Origin of the sequence: Streptomyces mesophilus (assembly GCF_011044995.1) — a bacterium.
In the GTDB taxonomy this organism is placed as follows: Bacteria; Actinomycetota; Actinomycetes; order Streptomycetales; family Streptomycetaceae; genus Streptomyces; species Streptomyces mesophilus.
The window spans coordinates 1-21502 of record NZ_JAAKZW010000100.1 but is presented as its reverse complement, the minus strand read 5'-3'; the positions used below and the strand labels follow the sequence as shown (position 1 = coordinate 21502).

Genomic DNA, 21502 nt, shown 5'->3' with positions numbered 1-21502 from the left:
CGCTGCGAAGAGAGGCTTTCAGGCGTCCGGGAGCTCCGCGAACCGCGCCCCGGCGTCCCGCAGCCGCCGGTGCAGCCGCCCGAAAACCTCCGCCGATCTGCTGCCGGGCCACTCGGGTGGCAGCAGTTCCGGGGGCAGGACGGGGTCGGCGTACGGGAGGTGGCGCCAGGAGTCGAGGGTGAGCAGATAGTCGCGGTACGCCTCTTCGGCGGGCGTGTCCGTGCGGGACTCCCAAGCGGCGAGCACCGGTTCATGGCGGTCGAGGAATTCCCTGTGCAGTTTGGCGAGCGCGGCCAGATCCCACCAGCGGGCCACCGATTCCGCGGTCGCCGCGAATCCCAGATGCTCCCCACGGAACAGGTCGACGTACCGGTCGAGTTGGAGCCGCTCCAGCGTGTGCCGGGTCTCCTCGTACAGGCGGGCCGGCGCGATCCACACTCCGGGCGCCGCCGTGCCGAAGCCGAGGCGCGCCAGCTGGGAGCGGAGCACATGGCGCTTGCTGCGCTCGGCCTCAGGGACCGAGAACACCGCGAGCACCCAGCCGTCGCGCACGGAGGGCGGGCCCTCGGCGTAGATCCGCCGGTCCCCGTCGTCGAGCAGCCGCCGCGCCTCGCCGGACAGCGCGTACCCCGCGGCGCCCTGCCCGGTGCGCTCGGGCACGAGCAGCCCGCGCCGCTTCAGACGCGACACCGAGGAGCGCACCGCCGGTGCGTCCACCCCGACCGCGTCGAGCAGCCGGATCAACTCGGCCACCGGGACGGGTCCTTGGAGGCGGCGCCCGTAGGCCCCGTAGAACGTGACGATCAAAGATCGCGGAGTCTGCTGCTCTGCCACGTGATCACTCTAGAACGCGCAGCTTGAAGCGCTGCAGCTTCCCCGTCGGCGTCCGCGGCAGGGCCTCGGGGAATTCGATCAGGCGCGGGCACTTGTACGGCACCAGCTCGGCCTTCACGAACTCCCGCAGCGCCCCGGCCGTCTGCGGTGTACGCGGTGCACCGTCCCGCAGCACCACATACGCGGCGACGATCTGTCCGCGCAGCTCGTCCGGCTGTCCGACGACCGCGGCTTCCAGCACGTCGGGGTGCCTGAGCAGGGCGTCCTCGACCTCCGGGCCCGCGATGTTGTACCCGGCCGAGATGATCATGTCGTCCGCGCGGGCCACGTAACGGAAGTAGCCGTCCGGCTCGCGGACGTAGGTGTCGCCGGTGATGTTCCAGCCGTCGCGGACGTACTCCGACTGCCGCGGATCCGACAGATAGCGGCAGCCGACAGGACCGCGCACCGCGAGCAGCCCGGGCTCGCCGTCGGGGACCGGTTTGCCCTCGCCGTCGACCACGCGCCCGGTCCAGCCGGGGACGGGGGTGCCGGTGGTGCCCGGGCGGACGGCGTCGTCGGCGGCGGAGATGAAGATATGCAGCAGCTCGGTCGCGCCGATCCCGTTGATGATCTTCAGGCCGGTCCGCTCGTACCAGGACTGCCAGGTCGCGGCCGGCAGATTCTCGCCGGCGGACACACAGCGCCGCAGCGTCCGTACGTCCGCGCCCTTGTCGATCCCGTCGAGCAGCGCGCGATACGCGGTCGGCGCGGTGAACACCACGGAGACCCCGTGCTCGGCGATGGCGGGCAACAGCTGCTTGGGGCCGGCCTGTTCGAGCAGCAGCGCACTCGCACCGGCCCGCATCGGGAAGATCACGAGACCGCCGAGCCCGAAGGTGAAGCCGAGCGGGGGACTGCCTGCGAACACGTCGTCCGGCTCGGGCTTCAGGACATGGCGCGAGAAGGTGTCGGCGATCGCGAGGACATCGCGGTGGAAGTGGATACAGCCCTTCGGCCGCCCGGTCGTCCCGCTGGTGAACGCGATCAGCGCGACATCGTCGGCGGCCGTCTCGACCGGTGCGAACCACTCGGGCTGCTGCTCTGCGAGCCGGCACAGATCGTCGGGGGTGTCACCGCCGAAGGGCGTGACCCGCAGACCGGGCACATCCTTGAGGTCCTCGAGGAAGCGCGCGTCGCACAGCGCGTGGCCGACCTGGGCGATCTCGCACATCGTCGCCAGCTCCTGCGCGCGATGCTGGGCGAGGACCGTCACGGCCACGGCGCCCGCCTTCATCACGGCCAGCCAGCAGGCCGCGAGCCACGGGCCGGTGGGCCCGCGAAGGAGCACCCGGTTTCCGGGCACGACACCCAGCTCCGCGGTGAGCACGTGCGCGATCCGGTCGACATGGCCCTGCAGTTGTCCGTACGTCCACACCTCACCGGAGCCGGTGCGGAACACGGGCCGCGAGGCACCGAAGCGCCCGACGGTCGCATCGAGCAGCTCGGCCCCGCAGTTGAGGCGGTCGGGATAGTGCAGCTCGGGCAGGTCGAAGGTGAGTTCCGGCCACTGATCCGCGGGCGGCAGGTGGTCCCGCGCGAAGGTGTCGGCGTGGGCGGACGTGCTGAGCGGTGTCGGCTCCATATTGGCTGCCCCTTCACTGTGGTGGGGTCGCGTAACGAGCGTATCGTGATGATGACGACAGTCAACACTGCGCGATACGTCCGTCGGAGGGAGCGCCACGGTGCCGGAATTCGCCCTGGGGCCGAAGGAACTTCAGTGGTGTGCCGAGCTGCGGGAGCTTGCCGCCACGCGATTGCGCCCGCTCACCGAAGCGGGCGAACCGGGAGAGGTGAACCGCCCGTTGGTGGCCGCGCTCGGTGAACTCGGCCTGCTTTCCCGCCTGTTCACCTCCGGCTCCCTCGAGCTGTGCCTGATGCGGGAGTCGCTCGCGTACGGCTGTACGGAGGCGGAGACGGCCCTCGCGCTGCAAGGTCTCGGCGCCCACCCGGTCCATGCCCACGGCACCGACGCCCAGCGCGCCCGCTGGCTCCCCGAGGTCTCGGCGGGCCGCGCGGTCGCGGCCTTCGCGCTCAGTGAGCCGGGGGCGGGGTCGGATGCGGGAGCGCTCTCTCTCGAGGCCCGCGCCGAGGGCGACGGGTGGCTGCTCAGCGGATCGAAATGCTGGATCTCCAACGCGCCCGGCGCCGATTTCTACACGGTTTTCGCACGTACGGCACCGGGGGCCGGAGCGCGCGGGGTGACCGCGTTCCTGGTGCCGGCCGACCGGCCGGGTCTCTCTGGCGCACCCCTGGAGATGCTCTCGCCGCACCCGATCGGCTCGCTGGCCTTCGATGGCGTAAGGGTGGGTCCGGAGGATGTTCTCGGCTCCGTCGACCAGGGCTTCCGGGTCGCGATGACCACCCTCAATCTCTTCCGCCCGAGCGTGGGCGCGTTCGCGCTCGGGATGGCGCAGGCGGCGCTGGACGCGACCCTCGCGCACACGGCTCAACGCCGGGCGTTCGGCGGGGTGTTGAAGGATCTGCAGGCGGTCTCCCACCAGGTGGCCGAGCTGGCCACGCGCACGGAGGCGGCGCGGCTGCTCGTCTACGCCGCGGCGGCCGCGTACGACCGGGGAGAGCCGGACGTCCCGCGGCGCGCCGCGATGGCGAAGCTGCTCGCGACGGAGACGGCGCAGCAGGTCGTGGACGCGGCGGTCCAGCTGCACGGTGCCCGCGCCTTGCAGCGCGGCCACCTCCTCGAACACCTCTACCGCGAGGTTCGCGCGCCGCGGATCTATGAGGGCGCGAGCGAGGTCCAACGCGAGATCATCGCCAAGGAGCTGTACAAGTCCCTGGCCTCGTCCGCCTCGTCCGCCTCGTCCGCCTCGTCCGCCTCGCCCACCCCGTCTGCCCCGTCCGCCGCATCCTCCGAGGAGTCCGGTCCCGTATGAGCCTGGAACGCATCAACCCCGCCTCCCTGTCGCCGCCGACGGGCTTCTCGCACGCAGTCACCGTCACCGGGTCACGCCTGGTGTTCCTGGCCGGCCAGACGGCCTTGGACGTCGACGGCAAGGTCGTCGGCACGACGCTGGTGGAACAGTTCGAGCAGGCACTGACCAACCTGCTGACCGCGCTCGCGGCCGCGGGCGGGGCCCCGAAGGACCTCGCCCGCGTCACGGTGTACGCGACGGATGTGGCCGACTACCGGGAGCGCGCCGCCGAACTCGGCCGCATCTGGCGCCGGTTGGCGGGCCGCGACTACCCGGCGATGGCGGTGATCGGCGCCGTCCGGCTCTGGGATGAGCAGTGCCTCGTCGAGCTGGACGGGGTGGCGGCGGTGGGTTAGTCGGTCTCGTTGCGGGCAATGAGGTCCGCGATTCCGTGAAGTTCCTCGAACGGCTTGAGGGACTTGGCGCGTTCGTTGACCTCGGGGTCGACGTAGACCTGCCAGCGGTCCTTGGTGACGATCTGCTCCACCTCCCGCAGGGTGACCGGGATCGCGCGGCCGCCCGACTCCGGCCCCGATGCGATGGATACGCCAGCACTGATGCGCATCCCGTCGCGTCGCAGCAGATCGGCGTGAGGGGTCACCTGGTGGCCCTGCTGGAACTCGTACAGCCTGAGCACGGAGCCGTCGGGGAGATTGCGCACGCCGCACGTCGTGACCTTTCCTCCTCCCGCGAAGACGGTCTGGTTCGGGTCCTTGAGCGCATCACAGGAGTAGGAGCGCTCCACGTGAGGAGTGAGGTGAAATTGGGAATGGAGGGTGACGCCGACGGTGAAATGCGTGTCCCCAGCGCCGACTCGTAGCGCGGCGATGGCCTCGTAATGACTGCGAGGCGCGACCTCACCCTGGTAGCCCTGAACGTCCCAGATCAGCGGCAGCATCAAGCCTTCCTGCAACGTCCGGGCCAGTGTCCGGGCGGTCGCCCGCTCCTTGCCCGGCGGTGTGCCGGTATCCGTCGGCGCCCCGGAGAAGTCCGGGATCGTGACCTTCCCCGGCCCTCCCGCCGACATCCCCGGCAGAATCCGCATCTGCTCCCCAGGCGTGGACTGCTGCGTCCCGAGCCAGGACGTCCCCGCCACGACGCCCGCGAGCACACAGGCCGCGGTGCTGTACCCGGCTCGTCGCCGTGCCTTGATCCGCCGCCCCCGCCGCTCCCCCTCTTCCACCAGCGCATGCGTGGACGGCCGCACCCCGCCCACCACCTCGCCCATCACCCGCGTCAAGTCCTGCTCATCCAGCTGAACCATCTCTCTTGCCCCCTCGTCAGATCGTGGTGAGCGACTCACGGTCGCCGTCCAGCAGGTCGCGCAGCTTGGCCAGCGCCGACATCGAGCGATTGCGTACGGTTCCGGCGCGAAGCCCCAGCTCCGCCGCCGTCTGCTCCACGCTGCGGTCCTCCCAGTAGCGAAGGACGAGCACCGCACGGTCCCTGGGCGGCAGTTGGGCCAGCGCCTGGAGGAGCGCCACCCGCAGCGCCGGGTCCCCGTCGCCGTACGCGCCCTCGGGCAGCTCGGACGCCGGCCGTTCGCCGCTCGACTTGAGGCGCCGCTGCGACAGATGCGTCCGCACCAGTACGGAGCGCACATACGCGTCCCGGTTGTCGGCCCGCCGCACCTTGGCCCACGAGGCGTACGCCTTGCCGAGCGCGGTCTGCACCAGATCCTCGGCCGCGTGCCAGTCGCCGCCGGTCAACAGCAGCGCGGTACGGAAGAGCCGGGCGCCGCGCGTGGCCGCGAACTCCCGGAACTCCTCCTGCCGTTCCTCATGTCTGCCCACTTGCTGCCTCCCCCTGAGCGCCGCTCGCTCACCCCTTAGGACGCGGCGGGGCACCCACTGTGTCACTGCGTGTACGCAGGGCCGCGGGGTACTCGTACGTCCTGAGATACGCCTTGCAGCACACCGGACGACTACGAGAGGAGTGATCCGCCATGCTCGGCAGGGCGGATGACTGGCTTGCGCGGCACCCCTGGGCGCTCGGGATCTCCACCTTCGCGTGCGCCCTCGGCGTGACCAGGGTGTTCAACCCCGACCGGCCGGTTCTCGGCTGGCTGCTCAATACTGCCTGGTACACCTTCATCGCGGTGGGCTTCATGATCTGGCTGCAGCGCCGCAGGCAGCGGCAGCTGGGTGACGACCGGGTCGATCTGCGACGGCTCGAACGCCTGCTGTGGCGCGGTGAGATGCCGCGGTCGGAGCCCGAGCGGCAGGCGATGCCCCGGCTGATCGAACAGACCCTGCACCGCCAGCGGCACCTGAAATGGATCATCCCGCTGTTCGCATGCCTGGTGTTCGGTATCGCGACCCTCGCGTTGGTGACCGGAGACTTGAGGCACGGACTGCTCCTGGGCGGCCTGGGGCTCGCTCTGTGCGGCTGGTTCCTCTACGGGGCCTGGCGCACGCGGCGCAACGCCCGCCGGCTGACCGCACAGCTCGAGAAGCCGGCCATGGCCGCCGGAAGGAGCTGACCACCATGCGTGGACTGAAGAGTGGACTGAAGAACGGGCAGAAGAACGGACTGAAGAGCCGTGGCGAGCTGAGCACGGTCGGGCAGATCGTGATCTCGTTCGTCCTGGTCGCGGGGATCTTCCGCTGGGCCGATCCGGACGAGCCGGTGGCCCTGTGGCTGAGCCGGACCCTGCTGCTGACCACCGCGATCGCCGCGGTGTTCCAGCTGCGGCGCAGCTCGTACCTGCGGGACCTGCGCGCGGGCAGCGAGGAACTGCGTCGTGCGGAGCGGCAGTTGTGGCGGGGCCGGGTGCCCGAGGACCCGCGGCAGCAGGACCTTCTGCGCCGCCTTGTCGCCCGCAGGCGCGCCGAGCTGAACCACACCCCATGGGTGCTGTTCCTGTTCCTGGGCTTCCTCGTCCTGGCCACCGTCGCGGCCGCCGCGCTCGGCGTGTGGACCCGTGCCGCGCTGATGCTCGGCTTCGCCCTCGTCCTCGGCGGCGGGCTCCTCTGGATGCGCAGCCATATGCGGCGCCGCCTCGCCGACATGGAGAAGGCCCTCGGCCGGTCTCCCGACGCGAGGGCCTTCACACACTCAGGCGACCGAAGCGGCTAGATGTCCCGGAAGGTCTCGATCTGAGCGCCCACCGAGTTGAGGCGCTCGGCGAGATCCTCATAACCCCGGTTGATCACATACACGTTGCGAAGGACCGACGTGCCGTCCGCCGCCATCATCGCGAGCAGCACGACGACCGCCGGACGCAGCGCGGGCGGGCACATCATCTCGGCCGCGCGCCAGCGCGTCGGGCCCTCGACCAGGACGCGGTGCGGGTCCAGGAGCTGGAGCCGGCCGCCGAGGCGGTTGAGGTCCGTGAGGTAGATCGCGCGGTTGTCGTAGACCCAGTCGTGGATCAGGGTCTTGCCCTGGGCCGCCGCCGCGATCGCCGCGAAGAACGGGACGTTGTCGATGTTCAGACCCGGGAACGGCATCGGGTGGATCTTGTCGATCGGCGCCTCGAGCTTCGAGGGCCGCACGGTCAGGTCCACCAGGCGCGTACGGCCGTTGTCCGCCGCGTACTCCGCCGAGCGGTCGTGGTCGAGGCCCATCTCCTCGAGGACCGCGAGCTCGATCTCCATGAACTCGATCGGCACGCGGCGGATGGTGAGCTCGGACTCGGTCACGACGGCCGCGGCGACCAGGCTCATCGCCTCGACCGGGTCCTCGGAGGGCGAGTAGTCCACGTCGACGTCGATGTTCGCGACACCGTGCACCGTGAGCGTGGTGGTGCCGATGCCCTCGACCTTGACGCCGAGCGCCTCCAGGAAGAAGCACAGGTCCTGGACCATGTAGTTGGACGAGGCGTTGCGGATGACCGTCGTGCCGTCGTGGCGGGCGGCCGCGAGCAGCGCGTTCTCGGTCACCGTGTCGCCGCGCTCGGTCAGCACGATCGGCCGGTCCGGCTTGATCGAGTGGTCGACCGTCGCGTGGTAGATGCCGTCGGTCGCCGCGATGTCCAGACCGAAGCGGCGCAGCGCGATCATGTGCGGCTCGATCGTGCGCGTACCGAGGTCGCAGCCGCCCGCGTACGGCAGCTTGAAGCGGTCCATCCGGTGCAGCAGCGGGCCGAGGAACATGATGATCGAGCGGGTGCGGATGGCCGCCGCCGAGTCGATCGCGTCCATGTCGATCGTGGCCGGCGGGACGATCTCGAGGTCCTTGCCGTCGTTGATCCAACGGGCGCGGACTCCGATGGAGTTCAGGACCTCGAGGAGGCGGTAGACCTCCTCGATCCGTGCGACTCTGCGCAGCACGGTGCGGCCCTTGTTGAGCAGCGAGGCGCAGAGCAGCGCGACGCATGCGTTCTTGCTCGTCTTGACGTCGATCGAGCCGGACAGCCGGCGCCCGCCGACGACCCTGAGGTGCATCGGCCCCGAGTAGCCCAGCGACACGATCTCGCTGTCGAGGGCTTCACCGATTCGGGCGATCATCTCAAGGCTGATGTTCTGGTTGCCGCGTTCGATGCGGTTGACGGCGCTCTGGCTGGTACCGAGTGCCTCGGCGAGCTGCGACTGTGTCCAGCCCCGGTGTTGCCGGGCGTCACGGATGAGCTTGCCGATGCGTACGAGGTAGTCGTCTGCCATGGCGCGACCGTATACCGGATGTGAGATAGAGGGGAAACGGAGCACGTCCGTCCGGGTGGCCGGGCGTCGTCACCTGCCCATCCAGTGGCGCCGGTTGCGACGGGTTCGTCCGGAATGCTCGGTTCGCCGCCAGCCAAAAGGTCCCGGCAGATCCATGGAGGTGGTGCGCCGGCCCGTACTGCTGTGAGTTCGGCGCGGTCCGTGCCGGCCGCCGGTCGTGATCGACCAGGAGCGGCGGTTGATGTTCAGTGTGACGCCCGGAAGGATCCGGAAACTCTTGCGGAATGTGAGAGGCATACCTGTCTCCTGACAGTGGGGTACCGCGCCGACGAGTACCCGCACCGGAGGAGGTCATACGCCCGCGCCGCGGTGCGTGCGCGGCTCTGGGGCCGGCCCCCGGCTGCCGGACCCCTTTGTTACGGTCGCCGCCGTGACCGATCAAGCGCTCCGTCTGCTGCGCCGGGACCGCCGCCTGGCCGCCCTCGCCGCCTTCCCCTTCGGCTTCGACCTCGACCGTGCCGCGCACGGCCATGTCGAGGAGGTGCGGCTCGCCTCGGGCGGGGAGCTCGAGGTGCTCGCCGGGGACGACACCGGGGGCACGTTCTTCCGGTGCGCCGGCGGCTCCGTCCTGTACGCGTCCTCGGAGGGCGAAGCCGGGATCATCGGGTCCACCGTCGACGAGGCGCTGGACATCCTGACCGGCCTGCCCGGCTGGGAGAACTACCTCGGACTGTCGCCGCAGGACGGGGAAGAGGCCCTGCGCGCCGCCGTCACGGAGACGGAGGACGAGATCCGCGCGGACTACGGCATCGACGAAGAGCGCACCGAACTCCGCGCCGCCCTGGGCTTCCCCGCCCGCTCCCCGGTGGAACTCATCGGTCTGCTGCATGCCGCGCTGCTGCGTACGGAGCCGGACTTCGTCCTGCTCAACGCGGAAGAGGGCCGCGCGTACGACCCCCTCGACCGCCACCCGCGTCCGCCGCTGTGGGAGACCGTCCTCGCGGCCGGCCGCGCCGACCTCGCGGCGCTGCGTGCGAGGGACGAAGAGGTCGGGCAGGCGATGGCGGACGATCCCGTACGGCGCCGACTCGCCCTGCGGGCCGCCCAGTTCGACCGTGCGGACGGGGACCTCCCGCTGCTGCGCCGTCTGGTGCGCCACGAGGCCGAGTCGTCGATGACGGACGAGCTCAGGCTCGCTGCCGTACTCATCGGGCTGCACGGCCGGGCGGAGGATCTGCCGCTGCTCGACGAGATCCGCGAGACGGACTTCGACACGGCGTGCGGGCTGAGCGAGATACGGGACCTGGAGGCCGACGGGGCCGCGCTGCGGCAGTGGGCGCGGGAGATGGACGAGTCGATGTTCGGTACCGACCCGTCCGACGAACCCCTCGACACCTGGACCGATCTGGCGGCCGACCAGGGCCTGACCGAGCTCGCGCGGGTCCCTCTCATCCGCCGCCTCGACGAGATCGAGCTGAACCAGACTCTGCTGCGGGACCCCCGCAACCCCGGCAGGCTGAACCCTGCTCCGCTCGGCTCCCTGGCGCGCGACTTCGACCGGCTCGGCGATCTGCCCCAGGCCCTGCGCGCCCAGCGCCTGTACGTCGCGTTGCAGGAGACCGCGTGGGACCGCGTGTCCGCCCTCCGGGACCTCGCCGGATTCGAACGCAGAGCAGGTCACCTCGAACCGGCCGCACGCACCCTGCTGGCCCTGCGCACCACTTTGGAGGCACCCGGCGACGACAGCCTCGCGTGGTGGCAGCGGGTGAATCTGGGCCGGTTCATCGTGCGCGAGCACGACGACCTCGCGCAGGCCCTGGCGGACGGCGGGCACGCGGCGCGGGCCGACGAGGTGCGCGCCGCGGCGGAGGGTCTGCGGGCGCAGTTGGTCCAGCCCGGTCCGACCCGTTGACCTTCGTAGAGCCTTCGGATCTCCTGGCACGATGGCCCACCACGCTTCGGACGCCTTTCCGGCCGCACACGCCCAGCGAACCGACCCGCTCGTCCAGCTCTCCCTCGATCAGCTGCGCCGCCGCACCAGTACGAAGTGGCGGACGTACCCCGAGGACGTCCTGCCGCTGTGGGTGGCCGAGATGGATGTGCCCCTCGCCCCGGCGATCGCGGACGCGCTGCACGCCGCGGTCGACCTCGGCGACACCGGGTACGCCCACGGCGACGGTTACGCGCGGGCCCTGGCCGGCTTCGCCACCGAGCGGTGGCAGTGGCAGGGTCTCGCCGTCGAGCGCACGGCGATCGTGCCCGATGTGATGCTGGGCGTCGTCGAGGTGCTCCGCCTGATCACCCGGCCCGGGGACGCGGTCGTGGTGTGCTCGCCGGTGTATCCGCCCTTCTACGCGTTCGTCGGCCACGACGCCCGCGAGATCGTCGAGGCGCCTCTCGGTCCCGACGGCCGGATCGACCCCGCCGCCCTGGAGGACGCGTTCCTACGGGCCCGCCACGGCGGCCGGGGCGCCGCCTTCCTGATGAGCAACCCGCACAACCCGACCGGCGCCGTGCACACCCGCACTGAGCTCGAAACGGTCGCCGAGCTGGCCCGCCGGCACGGTGTCCGCGTCGTCTCGGACGAGATCCACGCACCGCTGGTCCTGCCCGGTGCCGTCTTCACGCCGTATCTGAGCGTGCCGGGCTCCGAGAACGCCTTCGCGCTGATGTCGGCGTCCAAGGCGTGGAACCTCTCCGGACTCAAGGCGGCCCTCGCCATCGCCGGGCCTGAGGCCGCCGACGACCTGCGCCGCCTGCCCGAGGAGGTGAGCCACGGCCCCAGTCACCTCGGCGTCATCGCCCACACCGCGGCGTACGAGAAGGGCGCCGACTGGCTCGACGAGCTCATCGCCGGACTCGACGCCAACCGGAACCTCCTTGCAAACTTGGTGGCGGAACACCTGCCAGGCGTTCGCCACCTCAGGCCCGAGGGCACCTACCTCGCCTGGCTCGACTGCACCGCACTGGGGCTCCACGACGAGCACCCGCTCGACGGCCCCGGCATCGTCTCCGAACTGGCCGGACCCGCCAGGATGTTCCTCGACCGCGCACGGGTCGCCCTCAGCTCGGGCCATGTCTTCGGCACCGGCGGCGCCGGCTGCGTACGCCTCAACTTCGCCACCTCACCGGCGGTGCTCCGCGAGGCCCTGACCAGGATGGGGAACGCCCTTGGGGGCACCCGTACGTGACCAGCGCAACAGGCCGGGGCATGACCAGGCCCCGGCGATGTACTAGAGTTATCTCGACATCGAGATATCTGCCGAGGCGCACCGCGGCCGCACGCCGGTGTCGGTCCGGCGGTAAGGCAACCCTAACTAAGCCTTACCTTAGCGGATCGCCCAGGGGGCGTGACGGCAGGATGCGGTGGAACGCGCACATATATGAAGGAGACTGTCGTGTCGGCGAACAGCTTCGACGCCCGCAGCACGCTGAGCGTGGGTGACGAGTCCTACGAGATCTTCCGGCTGGACAAGGTCGAGGGCGCCGCACGCCTTCCCTACAGCCTCAAGGTTCTCCTGGAGAACCTGCTCCGTACCGAGGACGGCGCGAACATCACCGCCGACCACATCCGCGCCCTCGGCAACTGGGACTCGGGGGCTCAGCCGAGCCAGGAGATCCAGTTCACGCCCGCCCGCGTGATCATGCAGGACTTCACCGGTGTGCCCTGTGTCGTGGACCTCGCCACCATGCGTGAGGCCGTCAAGGAGCTCGGCGGCGACCCGGCGAAGGTCAACCCGCTCTCCCCGGCCGAGCTGGTCATCGACCACTCCGTCATCGCCGACAAGTTCGGCACCGCGGAGGCCTTCGGCCAGAACGTGGAGCTTGAGTACGGCCGCAACAAGGAGCGCTACCAGTTCCTGCGCTGGGGCCAGACCGCGTTCGACGACTTCAAGGTCGTCCCGCCGGGCACCGGCATCGTGCACCAGGTCAACATCGAGCACCTCGCTCGTACGGTCATGGTGCGCAACGGCCAGGCGTACCCCGACACCCTCGTCGGCACCGACTCGCACACCACGATGGTCAACGGTCTGGGCGTCCTGGGCTGGGGCGTCGGCGGTATCGAGGCCGAGGCCGCGATGCTGGGCCAGCCGGTCTCGATGCTCATCCCGCGCGTCGTCGGCTTCAAGCTGACGGGTGAGCTGAAGCCGGGCACCACCGCCACGGACCTCGTGCTCACGATCACCGAGATGCTGCGCAAGCACGGCGTCGTCGGCAAGTTCGTCGAGTTCTACGGTGAGGGCGTCGCCGCCACCTCGCTCGCGAACCGCGCCACCATCGGCAACATGTCGCCGGAGTTCGGCTCCACCGCCGCGATCTTCCCGATCGACGACGAGACCATCAAGTACCTGAAGCTGACGGGCCGCGACGCCCAGCAGCTCGCCCTTGTCGAGGCGTACGCCAAGGAGCAGGGCCTCTGGCTCGACCCGGCCGCCGAGCCGGACTTCTCCGAGAAGCTCGAGCTCGACCTCTCCACCGTCGTCCCGTCGATCGCGGGACCGAAGCGCCCGCAGGACCGCATCGTCCTCGCGAACGCCGCCGAGCAGTTCGCCGTCGACGTACGCAACTACGTCGCCGACGACGAGGAGGCGGGCAAGGAGTCCTTCCCGGCCTCCGACGCCCCGGCGCACACCAACGGCATCCCGTCGAACCCGGTCACCGTGACCGCCCCCGACGGCTCGACGTACCAGATCGACCACGGCGCCGTCACCGTCGCCGCGATCACCTCCTGCACCAACACGTCGAACCCGTACGTGATGGTCGCCGCCGCGCTCGTCGCGAAGAAGGCCGTCGAGAAGGGCCTGACCCGCAAGCCGTGGGTGAAGACGACCCTGGCGCCGGGTTCGAAGGTCGTCACCGACTACTTCGACAAGGCCGGGCTCACCCCCTACCTCGACAAGGTCGGCTTCAACCTGGTCGGTTACGGCTGCACCACCTGCATCGGCAACTCGGGCCCGCTGCCCGAGGAGGTCTCCAAGGCCGTCAACGACCATGACCTGGCCGTGACTTCGGTGCTCTCCGGCAACCGCAACTTCGAGGGCCGGATCAACCCCGACGTCAAGATGAACTACCTGGCGTCCCCGCCGCTGGTCGTCGCGTACGCCCTCGCGGGTTCGATGAAGGTGGACATCACCACCGAGGCGCTCGGCATCGACCAGGACGGCAAGCCGGTCTTCCTGGCCGACATCTGGCCGACCGAGGCCGAGGTCAACGACGTCGTGGCGAACGCCATCGGCGAGGACATGTTCAACAAGTCCTACCAGGACGTCTTCGCGGGCGACGCCCAGTGGCAGGCGCTGCCGATCCCGACCGGCAACACCTTCGAGTGGGACGCCGAGTCGACGTACGTCCGCAAGCCTCCTTACTTCGACGGCATGACGATGGAGACCACCCCGGTCTCCGACATCACCGGCGCGCGCGTCCTCGCCAAGCTGGGCGACTCGGTCACCACCGACCACATCTCCCCGGCCGGTGCGATCAAGGCCGACACCCCTGCCGGCAAGTACCTCACCGAGCACGGTGTGGAGCGTCGTGACTTCAACTCCTACGGCTCGCGCCGAGGCAACCACGAGGTCATGATCCGCGGCACGTTCGCCAACATCCGCCTGCGCAACCAGATCGCGCCGGGCACCGAGGGCGGCTTCACCCGCGACTTCACGCAGGCGGACGCGCCGGTGTCGTTCATCTACGACGCCTCGCGCAACTACATCGAGCAGGGCACCCCGCTCGCGATCCTGGCGGGCAAGGAGTACGGCTCCGGCTCGTCCCGCGACTGGGCCGCCAAGGGCACCGCGCTGCTCGGCGTCAAGGCCGTCATCGCCGAGTCGTACGAGCGCATCCACCGCTCGAACCTCATCGGCATGGGCGTCCTGCCGCTGCAGTACCCGGAGGGCGCCTCGGCCGAGTCCCTCGGCCTGACCGGCGAGGAGACCTTCTCCTTCACCGGCGTCGAGGAGCTCAACAACGGCACCACGCCGCGCACGGTCAAGGTCACCACCGACACCGGTGTGGAGTTCGACGCGGTCGTCCGCATCGACACCCCCGGCGAGGCGGACTACTACCGCAACGGCGGCATCATGCAGTACGTGCTGCGGTCGCTGATCCGCAAGTAGGCACCACCGCTTGACAGTCGAAGGCCGCACCCCGGGCATCCGGGGTGCGGCCTTCGTCGTGGGCGTGCCGGGCTTCTTCCTCAGCCGACATCCGCGTACGACGTCCCGAGCTTCAGGCTGTCGACCCGGTTGATGATCTCGGTGGAGCCGTCGTCCCGGTCGTACGCGCCCCACTTGGGCTCATTGGCGCTGTCCCAGGTGCGCGCCGCATAGCGCGTGCCGCCTCCGGTCAGGGTCTGCGGAACCCCGTTGAAGTACAGCTCCACCCAGCCGGAGGACGCGGAGCTGCCGGCGTGGATTCCCACCGCGTAGCGGTTCCAGGCACCTGCCTGGACCGGGGCGGACCACAGGAGGGTCCAGGACGTCGACCCCGGTGGTACGTGGAAGAGCCGGATCGCGCCGTCCTTGACCGTCATGATGACCGGGTAGTTCTGGTCGGCGTTGGGATACGACTTCCACTGCCAGACCACGAAGTCGCCGCTGACGGTGGAGAGTTGGCTCTCCCAGTCGAAGTAGTACGTGCCGCCGTCGGCGAAGGCGTACCGGGAGCCGCCGACCGAGACGCCGCGCGACTCGCAGCGGATGTCACCGGCCGCCTTGGTGTAGCGGAAGACCGTGCCGTGCCCGGTGGAGCTGTCGGCGGTGATCACGCTGCTGGGAGACGGGCATTCGAGCGAGGGGAACACGTCGGTGCCGCGTGCGGCGTCACCGTCCCAGATGACCGAGGCATGGGCGGGGGACGCGGCCAACAGGAGCCAGGCTGCCGTCGTCGCGAGTGCGGACAGGGCGCGCTTGCGCATGGTGACTCTTCCTGGGGGAGGGGGAGTTGAGCGTTTCTAACACATGCTCAAGTAGCCCAACAATGCGATCGCAACGAAAAAATCGCTCGGAAGCGCCAAGGTGGCGGCCGTACGGGGATACGTGCACACAAAAGCGATCGCACCGCGCGATGGGACATCACGCGGTGCGATCCGGGTTCAGCAGGGTCAGCTCTTCGGCCAGCCCCCATAAGGCACGGTCAGGATCTCCATCGCATGCCCCGACGGGTCGAGGAAGTACACGCCCTTGCCCCCGTCGTTGGTGTTGTACTCGCCCGGGTGCCGCCGGTGCGGGTCCGCCCAGTGCTCGACGCGGCGGTCCGCGATCTTCTTGTACGCGGCGTCGAAGACGTCTTCCGATACGAGGAAGGCGTAGTGCTGGAGCGGGGTGTTGCCGTCCGGCGCGGTGGCGAAGTCGAGCGTCACTCCGTTGTCGAGGACGACGGGGATGAACGGCCCCCAGGGGGCGCCTACTTCGAGATCCAGCAGCTCCGCGAAGAACTCGGCGGACTCTCGTGCGTCCTTGGACGCGATGATGGTGTGGTTGAACTGAACTGACACGGGTGAATGCCTCCACAGGCAATCTCCGGCACCTCCATGCCTCACCCGGTCGGTGACCGGCACGCGATGCTGCCGAAGATCGTAGGCAGGCCCGCGGAGTCCTGTCGAGGCGTTTTCTCCATCACTCGGTGGCGTCGGGCCCCTGCGCGCGCACCCTGCGTACCGCCTCCAGGGAGTCCTGCAGCTCGGTCAGCCAGTCGTCCGCATGGCGCTGCACCAGGCGTACGCACCAGGCGAGCGCCTCACTGCGGCTGCGCGCCACACCGCCCGCGACCAGGGTGTCGAGGACCTGGCGCTCGGGCTGGCGCAGCCGGGTCATCACGGGGGCGGAGACATGCGTGAACAGGGCCTTCTCGTCCCCGCAGCGCACGCCCCAGGAGACCTTCTTGCGGAAGCGGTGCTCGGCTTCCTGGGCGACGCCGATGCGCTCGTCCCTGGTGCGCTCGCGGAACTCCTGGATACGGCCCTCGACCGCCGCGGCCTTCTCGGCGGCGGAGGCCTTCTCGTCGACGGCGGGCTCAGGGATCCGCCCGATGACGGTGATCTCCTCGCGGTCCACGGTGACTTCGGGCGGACCGTCGAAGAGCCCTTGGGGGATACGGCCGGCGAACCAGCCGCGCACTTTCTCCTGCTGTTCGGCTGTAAGCATGTAATCAACGTTGCACCACAAGCCGCTCTCGGCAAGAGGGTGCGCGGTGCGGGGCGGCCCCGGCCGAGAAATGGCGGGTATCGCTCGGCGGCGCGATGATTTTTCGGGTGGCTTACGGGCACACGACGCGTCGTGGCCGTGCCACGGACGACCCGTGCAAGGGCAACGGACGACCCGTGCAAGGGCCACGGACCACCCGTGCGAGGACAAGGAGCCCCCGAAATGACCGACCTCACCGGCAAGCCGACCACCACGGACTCCGGAGCCCCGGTCGAGAGCGATGAACATTCGCTGACGGTCGGCGCCGGGGGACCGGTCCTGCTGCAGGACTCGTATCTGATCGAGCAGATGGCGCAGTTCAACCGGGAGCGGATCCCCGAGCGGCAGCCGCACGCGAAGGGCAGTGGCGCGTTCGGCCACTTCGAGGTGACCGCGGACGTGAGCGCGTACACGAAGGCGGCGCTCTTCCAGCCCGGCACCCGCACCGAACTGGTCACCCGCTTCTCGACCGTCGCCGGCGAGCGCGGCAGCCCGGACACCTGGCGCGACCCCCGCGGATTCGCGGTGAAGTTCTACACCACCGAAGGCAACTACGACATGGTGGGGAACAACACCCCGGTGTTCTTCGTGAAGGACCCGATGAAGTTCCAGCACTTCATCCGGTCCCAGAAACGCAGGGCGGACAACAACCTCCGCGACCACGACATGCAGTGGGACTTCTGGACCCTCTCGCCCGAATCGGCCCACCAGGTCACCTGGCTGATGGGCGACCGCGGTATCCCGCGCACCTGGCGCCACATGAACGGCTACACCTCCCACACGTATATGTGGATCAATGCGCAGGGCGAGCGTTTCTGGGTGAAGTACCACTTCAAGACCGACCAGGGCATCGAGTTCTTCACGCAGCACGAAGCCGACCAGATGGCCGCGGCCGACACGGACTACCACACGCGTGATCTCTTCGAGCACATCCGCGACGGGGAGTTCCCGAGCTGGACGCTGTACGTGCAGGTCATGCCGTACGACGAGGCCGCGACGTACCGGTTCAACCCGTTCGACCTCACCAAGGTCTGGCCGCACGGCGACTACCCGCTGATCGAGGTCGGCCGGATGACCCTGGACCGCAACCCCACGGACAACCACGCCCAGATCGAGCAGGCGGCGTTCCAGCCGAACAACTTCGTCCCCGGTATCGGTCCGAGCCCCGACCGGATGCTCCTGGGACGGCTGTTCTCGTACGCGGATGCGCACCGGTACCGGATCGGGTCCAACTACCAGCAGCTGCCGGTCAACGCGCCCAAGAGCGAGGTGCACACGTACACCAAGGACGGGGCCATGGCCTACCGGTACACCACCGATCCGGTGTACGCGCCGAACTCCAAGGGCGGACCGGCCGCGGACAGCGAGAGGCACGCGCCGCCGAGCTGGACCGCGGACGGGGAGATCACCCGCGCCGCCTACGTCTCGCACCCGGAGGACGACGACTGGGGTCAGCCGGGGACCATGGTGCGCGAGGTCCTCGACGACGCCGCACGGGACCGCCTCGTCGACAACGTCGTCGGGCATCTGCTCAACGGCGTGAGCGAGCCGGTCCTCCAGCGCGCCTTCGAGTATTGGTCCAACATCGACAAGTCGATCGGCGAGCGCATCAAGGAAGGCGTGCGCGCCAAGGCGGACGAGAAGGACCCCAAGGCCGCCGAGCAGGGCAATCCGGCCCGCAGCTCCATGCAGGACAAGGCCTGACCGACGCGTCACACGGCCTGACCGACGCTTCATCGCTCCCCCCGCCCGGACCTCCCGGGCGGGGGCTCGGTCATGCCCGGATGTGTTCCGGATGTGAGCCACCGGTCATCGAGATCGTCGCAGCACGGGAGGTTGGGCGGTGGCGTGGCGGGCACACGGGAGGCCACCGGAACGCCAGTGCAACAGACAGGGAGAAGCGCCCATGACGGTCGCCACCACCCAGCAGGCGGGCGGCAGCGGAGGCACCAGCGGCCTCTACGACGTCCTGGAACTCGTCCTCGACCGAGGTCTTGTGATCGACGCGTTCGTCCGCGTCTCGCTCGTCGGCATCGAGATCCTGAAGATCGATATCCGCGTGGTCGTCGCCAGTGTGGACACCTATCTGCGCTTCGCCGAAGCGTGCAACCGGCTCGACCTGGAGACGGGCAGCAAGAAGCCCGCGGGTCTGAGCGAGCTCGTGGGCGACTCGAACGGGTCGGGTGCGCAGGGCAAGGCCAAGGGGGCGCTGGAAGGCGCCGCGCAGGCCGGGTCGGACGCGCTCACGCAGGCCCGCAAGGAAGGCGAGGCGAAGGCTTCGCCGCGTCGTTCGTCCAGCCGTTCGTCCAGCCGTCGTGAGGAGGAGCAGGCATGAGTACGTACGTCTACGGAATCGCCGACGCCGGACACCCGAAGCTGCCGGACGGCATCGACGGCATAGGGAATCCGGCCCACAAGGTCCGGGTGGTCCGCGGCGGCGGCCTCGCCGCCCTCGCCGGCGACGCTCCCGAGGATCTGCGGCCCAAGCGCCGGGATCTCCTTGCCCATCAGCACGTCCTGTCCGAGGCGGGCGCCGGTGGCACGGTGCTGCCGATGCGTTTCGGCAGCGTGGCCGAGGACGACAGCGCGGTGGCCGCCGCTCTGGAGCAGCACGCGGAGCACTACAAGGAACGTCTGCGGGCCCTGTGCGACCGCGCCGAGTACAACGTGAAGGTCCAGCACGACGAGGACGCCGTACTGCGGCTCGTGGTGGCACAGGACGACGCTCTGCGCGCCCTGGTGGAGAGCAACCGCAAGGCGGGCGGGGGCAGTCACGAGGACAAGATGCGCCTGGGCGAGAGGGTCGCCGCGGCGGTACAGGCACGCGAGGCGGCGGACGCCGCCCTGGTGCGCGACGCGCTCGAGCCGAGGGCCGACGCCCTCAGCGACGCGCCGCAGAGCACCGGCTGGATCGCCAACCTGTCCTTCCTCGTGCACCGAGACGCCGCCGCCGAGCTGGCCAACGCGGTCGAGGAGCTGCGCCAGGCACACCCCCACCTGGTCTTCCGCGTCAACGGACCGCTGCCGCCGTACAGCTTCGTGGACCAGGGGCTGGTGGCCGCGGCGGGGGATTGAGGCTCTGCCGCGCCGACCGGCGTGCGTCGGCGGATCAACCGCCCTGTGAGGGCAGCGGACCGCTGATCAACCGCCCTGCGAGGGAAGCGGATCGGGGTCGACCTGCGGCGCCGGGGGAGTGTCCGGCTCGCAGGTGATCTCGTCGCGTGGCGTGTAGTGCGTACGGAAGGTCTGCCGGCCGGCCTCCTGGCCGTCCTTGACCAGGACGCGCTCGACCGCGACGTCGAAGCCCTCGTACGGCGTCTGCGGTTCGCACTTGTCGCCCTTGCCCTCGATCTTCTTGGGCTCGGTGACATTGGTCCGCGGCCCCTTGATCGACTTCACCTCGTCGTACTTCTTCGTGCCGAGGAAGGCGATGGTGATGGAGTGGTCCGTGGCGGTGGCCTGCACGTAGATCGCGTGGCCCGAGTCGTTGAGCCAGCGCAGGTCCAGGGTGCCCCAGGCGACCGTGGCCTCACGGCCCTCCGGGTAGCGCTCGATGTAGAAGGAGTGCGCGCCGTATTCGACGGGCTTGACGCCGGCGAAGAACATCGCGTTGAACATCGTCGTCGCCACGGCGGAGACACCGCCGCCAGGCGCGCTGTAGTAGCGGCCGTTGAGGATCATCGTGCCGTCCGTGAAGCCGTTCTCCGCGGTGCGTTCGCCGACGGTCCGGTTGAAGCTCCACTCCTTGCCGGGAAGCACGAGGGAGCCGTTGATCAGCTCCGCGGCCCGTCCGATGTTGATCGTGCGGTACGGGGCCGTGGGGAACTCCACGGTGAACGTGGAGACCTGCTCCTTGATCCCCAGCTCCTTGACGCTCTGGGCGGTGAGCTCCGGCTGCACGGTCTCGGTAGCGACGGTCGCGGTGCGCGCGCCGCCGGTCTTGGTGAGGAGCGGGAAGACCGCCGCCTGGAGGGACTTGGCGTCGACCTTGCGTCCCGGCTTTCCGTCGGCGGCGACGACCACCTTCTCGCCGTCGAGCCGCAGTTGGGCGTTGACCGGTGCGCCGATCGCCTTGTTCAGGGGCCGGGACACCTCCGGGTCCTTCAGCAGTCCCTCGGCGTCCAGCTTTCCCGTGAGCTTGCCCTGGTCGTCGGGTTCGAGGCTGAGGTGCCGGCCGAGCGTGGCCGGCGTCAGCTTCAGCTCGCTGTCCCCGACGGTGAGGGTGACGGGCCCGGACACCGCCGGGGTGGCGAACTCCTTTACGGCGCGGGCGACTTCGGCTTCGGTCACCTTGGGCTCCGTCTCGTCGACGGGGAGCCGCACGGCGTCCTCGGCCGGATAGGCGGAACGCAGGGTCTTGAGCGAGCGGCCGGTGTCGAGGGCGATGCCCGAGCGGGGTTCGGTGACGTCCGGCTTGCCCGCCTTGAAGGCGACGGCGCCGTCGCGCTCCTCGCGGTCGTACTTCTTCGCCAGCGCGGCCAGCGCGTCCTTCGTTCTGGCCTCGTCCACGCGGACCACGGGGTCGACCGGCCGGTCGCTGTCGCCGAAAAGGCCGGCGATCACGGTCACCGGGTTTGAGCTGGTGTCGTTCGCCCGCTCGACGGTCGCCGCGGTGTCCACGGAGAGTCCCGCCTCGGCCGGATCCAGCTCGGCCGTCTCCTCCCCGATCCGCACGGGCTGCGGGGCCGCCCATGCCTTCCCCCGCTCCTGCTCCAGGCGCTCCCGTGCCTGGCTCGTGCTCAGCCCGCCCAGATCCACGCCCTCCACCGTGGTCCCTTCGGGTATCCCGGACCCCTCGGACACCAGACCCGCCACGTACAGCCCGCCGAGCACCACGACCGCCCCGCCTGCGGCGTACAGGGCGGGGCGTATTCGGCGGCGGGGGTGGTCCGACGGCTGCTGGGGCTCGGGG

At 69.8% G+C, this 21502-nt stretch carries 20 protein-coding genes; 10 read left to right on the top strand and 10 right to left on the bottom strand.

Features of this window, described 5'->3' with window-relative positions:
* Window positions 1–18: 18 nt before the first annotated feature.
* Together G6045_RS22435 and G6045_RS22430 are read right to left on the bottom strand one after the other, a co-directional pair.
* Window positions 19–834 (bottom strand): PaaX family transcriptional regulator, encoded by an 816-nt coding sequence (locus tag G6045_RS22435; RefSeq protein ID WP_165333845.1) that lies wholly within the window; start codon window positions 832–834, stop codon window positions 19–21.
* A gap of 4 nt (window positions 835–838) precedes the next feature.
* Window positions 839–2458 (bottom strand): AMP-binding protein, encoded by a 1620-nt coding sequence (locus tag G6045_RS22430; protein ID WP_165333844.1) that lies wholly within the window; start codon window positions 2456–2458, stop codon window positions 839–841.
* Between the two features lie 100 nt (window positions 2459–2558).
* On the opposite strand from G6045_RS22430, the gene G6045_RS22425 reads away from it, so the two are divergent.
* On the top strand, window positions 2559–3767 hold the full coding sequence (locus tag G6045_RS22425) for an acyl-CoA dehydrogenase family protein (protein ID WP_165333843.1): 1209 nt from the start codon (window positions 2559–2561) through the stop codon (window positions 3765–3767).
* Entirely contained in the window at window positions 3764–4162 is a 399-nt protein-coding gene (locus tag G6045_RS22420) for a RidA family protein (RefSeq protein WP_165333842.1), read from the top strand. The genes G6045_RS22425 and G6045_RS22420 overlap by 4 nt, the downstream gene beginning before the upstream one ends.
* Here G6045_RS22420 and G6045_RS22415 read toward each other — a convergent pair.
* Complete coding sequence (locus G6045_RS22415; RefSeq protein ID WP_165333841.1) at window positions 4159–5070, bottom strand: hypothetical protein; 912 nt, start codon at window positions 5068–5070, stop codon at window positions 4159–4161. The genes G6045_RS22420 and G6045_RS22415 overlap by 4 nt on opposite strands.
* Window positions 5071–5086: 16 nt before the next feature.
* The gene (locus G6045_RS22410) at window positions 5087–5599 is read right to left on the bottom strand and encodes a SigE family RNA polymerase sigma factor (protein ID WP_165333840.1); all 513 of its coding nucleotides are present in this window, start codon (window positions 5597–5599) and stop codon (window positions 5087–5089) included.
* 152 nt (window positions 5600–5751) lie between these two features.
* Between G6045_RS22410 and G6045_RS22405 the strand changes: the two genes are divergently transcribed.
* Both G6045_RS22405 and G6045_RS22400 read left to right on the top strand, forming a co-directional pair.
* The gene (locus G6045_RS22405) at window positions 5752–6288 is read left to right on the top strand and encodes a hypothetical protein (RefSeq protein WP_165333839.1); all 537 of its coding nucleotides are present in this window, start codon (window positions 5752–5754) and stop codon (window positions 6286–6288) included.
* 5 nt (window positions 6289–6293) lie between these two features.
* A complete protein-coding gene (locus G6045_RS22400; RefSeq protein ID WP_165333838.1) occupies window positions 6294–6884 on the top strand; it encodes a hypothetical protein in 591 nt (196 codons plus the stop codon).
* Here the strand turns inward: G6045_RS22400 and G6045_RS22395 are convergent.
* Together G6045_RS22395 and G6045_RS22390 are read right to left on the bottom strand one after the other, a co-directional pair.
* Window positions 6881–8410 (bottom strand): helix-turn-helix domain-containing protein, encoded by a 1530-nt coding sequence (locus G6045_RS22395; RefSeq protein WP_165333837.1) that lies wholly within the window; start codon window positions 8408–8410, stop codon window positions 6881–6883. The genes G6045_RS22400 and G6045_RS22395 overlap by 4 nt on opposite strands.
* A gap of 69 nt (window positions 8411–8479) precedes the next feature.
* Entirely contained in the window at window positions 8480–8707 is a 228-nt protein-coding gene (locus G6045_RS22390; RefSeq protein WP_165333836.1) for a DUF4236 domain-containing protein, read from the bottom strand.
* Window positions 8708–8840: 133 nt separating this feature from the next.
* Between G6045_RS22390 and G6045_RS22385 the strand changes: the two genes are divergently transcribed.
* From G6045_RS22385 to acnA, 3 genes are all read left to right on the top strand, one after another.
* Window positions 8841–10322 (top strand): hypothetical protein, encoded by a 1482-nt coding sequence (locus tag G6045_RS22385; RefSeq protein WP_206344050.1) that lies wholly within the window; start codon window positions 8841–8843, stop codon window positions 10320–10322.
* Window positions 10323–10353: 31 nt separating this feature from the next.
* Complete coding sequence (locus G6045_RS22380) at window positions 10354–11601, top strand: MalY/PatB family protein (RefSeq protein ID WP_165333835.1); 1248 nt, start codon at window positions 10354–10356, stop codon at window positions 11599–11601.
* 207 nt (window positions 11602–11808) lie between these two features.
* Complete coding sequence (gene acnA / locus G6045_RS22375) at window positions 11809–14523, top strand: aconitate hydratase AcnA (RefSeq protein WP_165333834.1); 2715 nt, start codon at window positions 11809–11811, stop codon at window positions 14521–14523.
* 80 nt (window positions 14524–14603) lie between these two features.
* Here acnA and G6045_RS22370 read toward each other — a convergent pair whose 3' ends face one another.
* The 3 genes from G6045_RS22370 to G6045_RS22360 form a co-directional block, all read right to left on the bottom strand.
* A complete protein-coding gene (locus G6045_RS22370) occupies window positions 14604–15323 on the bottom strand; it encodes a heparin lyase I family protein (RefSeq protein ID WP_165333833.1) in 720 nt (239 codons plus the stop codon).
* 186 nt (window positions 15324–15509) lie between these two features.
* A complete protein-coding gene (locus tag G6045_RS22365) occupies window positions 15510–15902 on the bottom strand; it encodes a VOC family protein (RefSeq protein ID WP_165333832.1) in 393 nt (130 codons plus the stop codon).
* A 121-nt stretch (window positions 15903–16023) separates the two neighbouring features.
* A complete protein-coding gene (locus G6045_RS22360) occupies window positions 16024–16551 on the bottom strand; it encodes a hypothetical protein (RefSeq protein ID WP_165333831.1) in 528 nt (175 codons plus the stop codon).
* A gap of 222 nt (window positions 16552–16773) precedes the next feature.
* On the opposite strand from G6045_RS22360, the gene G6045_RS22355 reads away from it, so the two are divergent.
* From G6045_RS22355 to G6045_RS22345, 3 genes are all read left to right on the top strand, one after another.
* The gene (locus G6045_RS22355; RefSeq protein ID WP_165333830.1) at window positions 16774–18294 is read left to right on the top strand and encodes a catalase; all 1521 of its coding nucleotides are present in this window, start codon (window positions 16774–16776) and stop codon (window positions 18292–18294) included.
* A gap of 202 nt (window positions 18295–18496) precedes the next feature.
* On the top strand, window positions 18497–18925 hold the full coding sequence (locus tag G6045_RS22350) for a gas vesicle structural protein GvpA (protein ID WP_165333829.1): 429 nt from the start codon (window positions 18497–18499) through the stop codon (window positions 18923–18925).
* Window positions 18922–19665, top strand: a complete 744-nt coding sequence (locus G6045_RS22345) for a GvpL/GvpF family gas vesicle protein (protein WP_165333828.1) — start codon at window positions 18922–18924, stop codon at window positions 19663–19665. Before G6045_RS22350 ends, G6045_RS22345 begins: the two co-directional genes overlap by 4 nt.
* Before the next feature lie 66 nt (window positions 19666–19731).
* On the opposite strand, the gene G6045_RS22340 is transcribed toward G6045_RS22345, so the two are convergent.
* A partial coding sequence (locus G6045_RS22340) for a VanW family protein (RefSeq protein ID WP_408056354.1) occupies window positions 19732–21502 on the bottom strand: 1771 nt, incomplete at its 5' end.

Excerpts from the sequence above, each read along its gene's own strand:
- G6045_RS22430 (WP_165333844.1), bottom strand. The coding sequence starts at position 2,458 with ATGGAGCCGACACCGCTCAGCACGTCCGCCCACGCCGACACCTTCGCG.
- G6045_RS22420 (WP_165333842.1), top strand. The coding sequence starts at position 3,764 with ATGAGCCTGGAACGCATCAACCCCGCCTCCCTGTCGCCGCCGACGGGC.
- G6045_RS22390 (WP_165333836.1), bottom strand. The coding sequence starts at position 8,707 with ATGCCTCTCACATTCCGCAAGAGTTTCCGGATCCTTCCGGGCGTCACA.
- G6045_RS22400 (WP_165333838.1), top strand. The coding sequence starts at position 6,294 with ATGCGTGGACTGAAGAGTGGACTGAAGAACGGGCAGAAGAACGGACTG.
- G6045_RS22395 (WP_165333837.1), bottom strand. The coding sequence starts at position 8,410 with ATGGCAGACGACTACCTCGTACGCATCGGCAAGCTCATCCGTGACGCC.
- G6045_RS22355 (WP_165333830.1), top strand. The coding sequence starts at position 16,774 with ATGACCGACCTCACCGGCAAGCCGACCACCACGGACTCCGGAGCCCCG.
- G6045_RS22350 (WP_165333829.1), top strand. The coding sequence starts at position 18,497 with ATGACGGTCGCCACCACCCAGCAGGCGGGCGGCAGCGGAGGCACCAGC.
- G6045_RS22415 (WP_165333841.1), bottom strand. The coding sequence starts at position 5,070 with ATGGTTCAGCTGGATGAGCAGGACTTGACGCGGGTGATGGGCGAGGTG.
- G6045_RS22380 (WP_165333835.1), top strand. The coding sequence starts at position 10,354 with ATGGCCCACCACGCTTCGGACGCCTTTCCGGCCGCACACGCCCAGCGA.
- G6045_RS22370 (WP_165333833.1), bottom strand. The coding sequence starts at position 15,323 with ATGCGCAAGCGCGCCCTGTCCGCACTCGCGACGACGGCAGCCTGGCTC.
- G6045_RS22345 (WP_165333828.1), top strand. The coding sequence starts at position 18,922 with ATGAGTACGTACGTCTACGGAATCGCCGACGCCGGACACCCGAAGCTG.
- G6045_RS22405 (WP_165333839.1), top strand. The coding sequence starts at position 5,752 with ATGCTCGGCAGGGCGGATGACTGGCTTGCGCGGCACCCCTGGGCGCTC.
- G6045_RS22360 (WP_165333831.1), bottom strand. The coding sequence starts at position 16,551 with ATGCTTACAGCCGAACAGCAGGAGAAAGTGCGCGGCTGGTTCGCCGGC.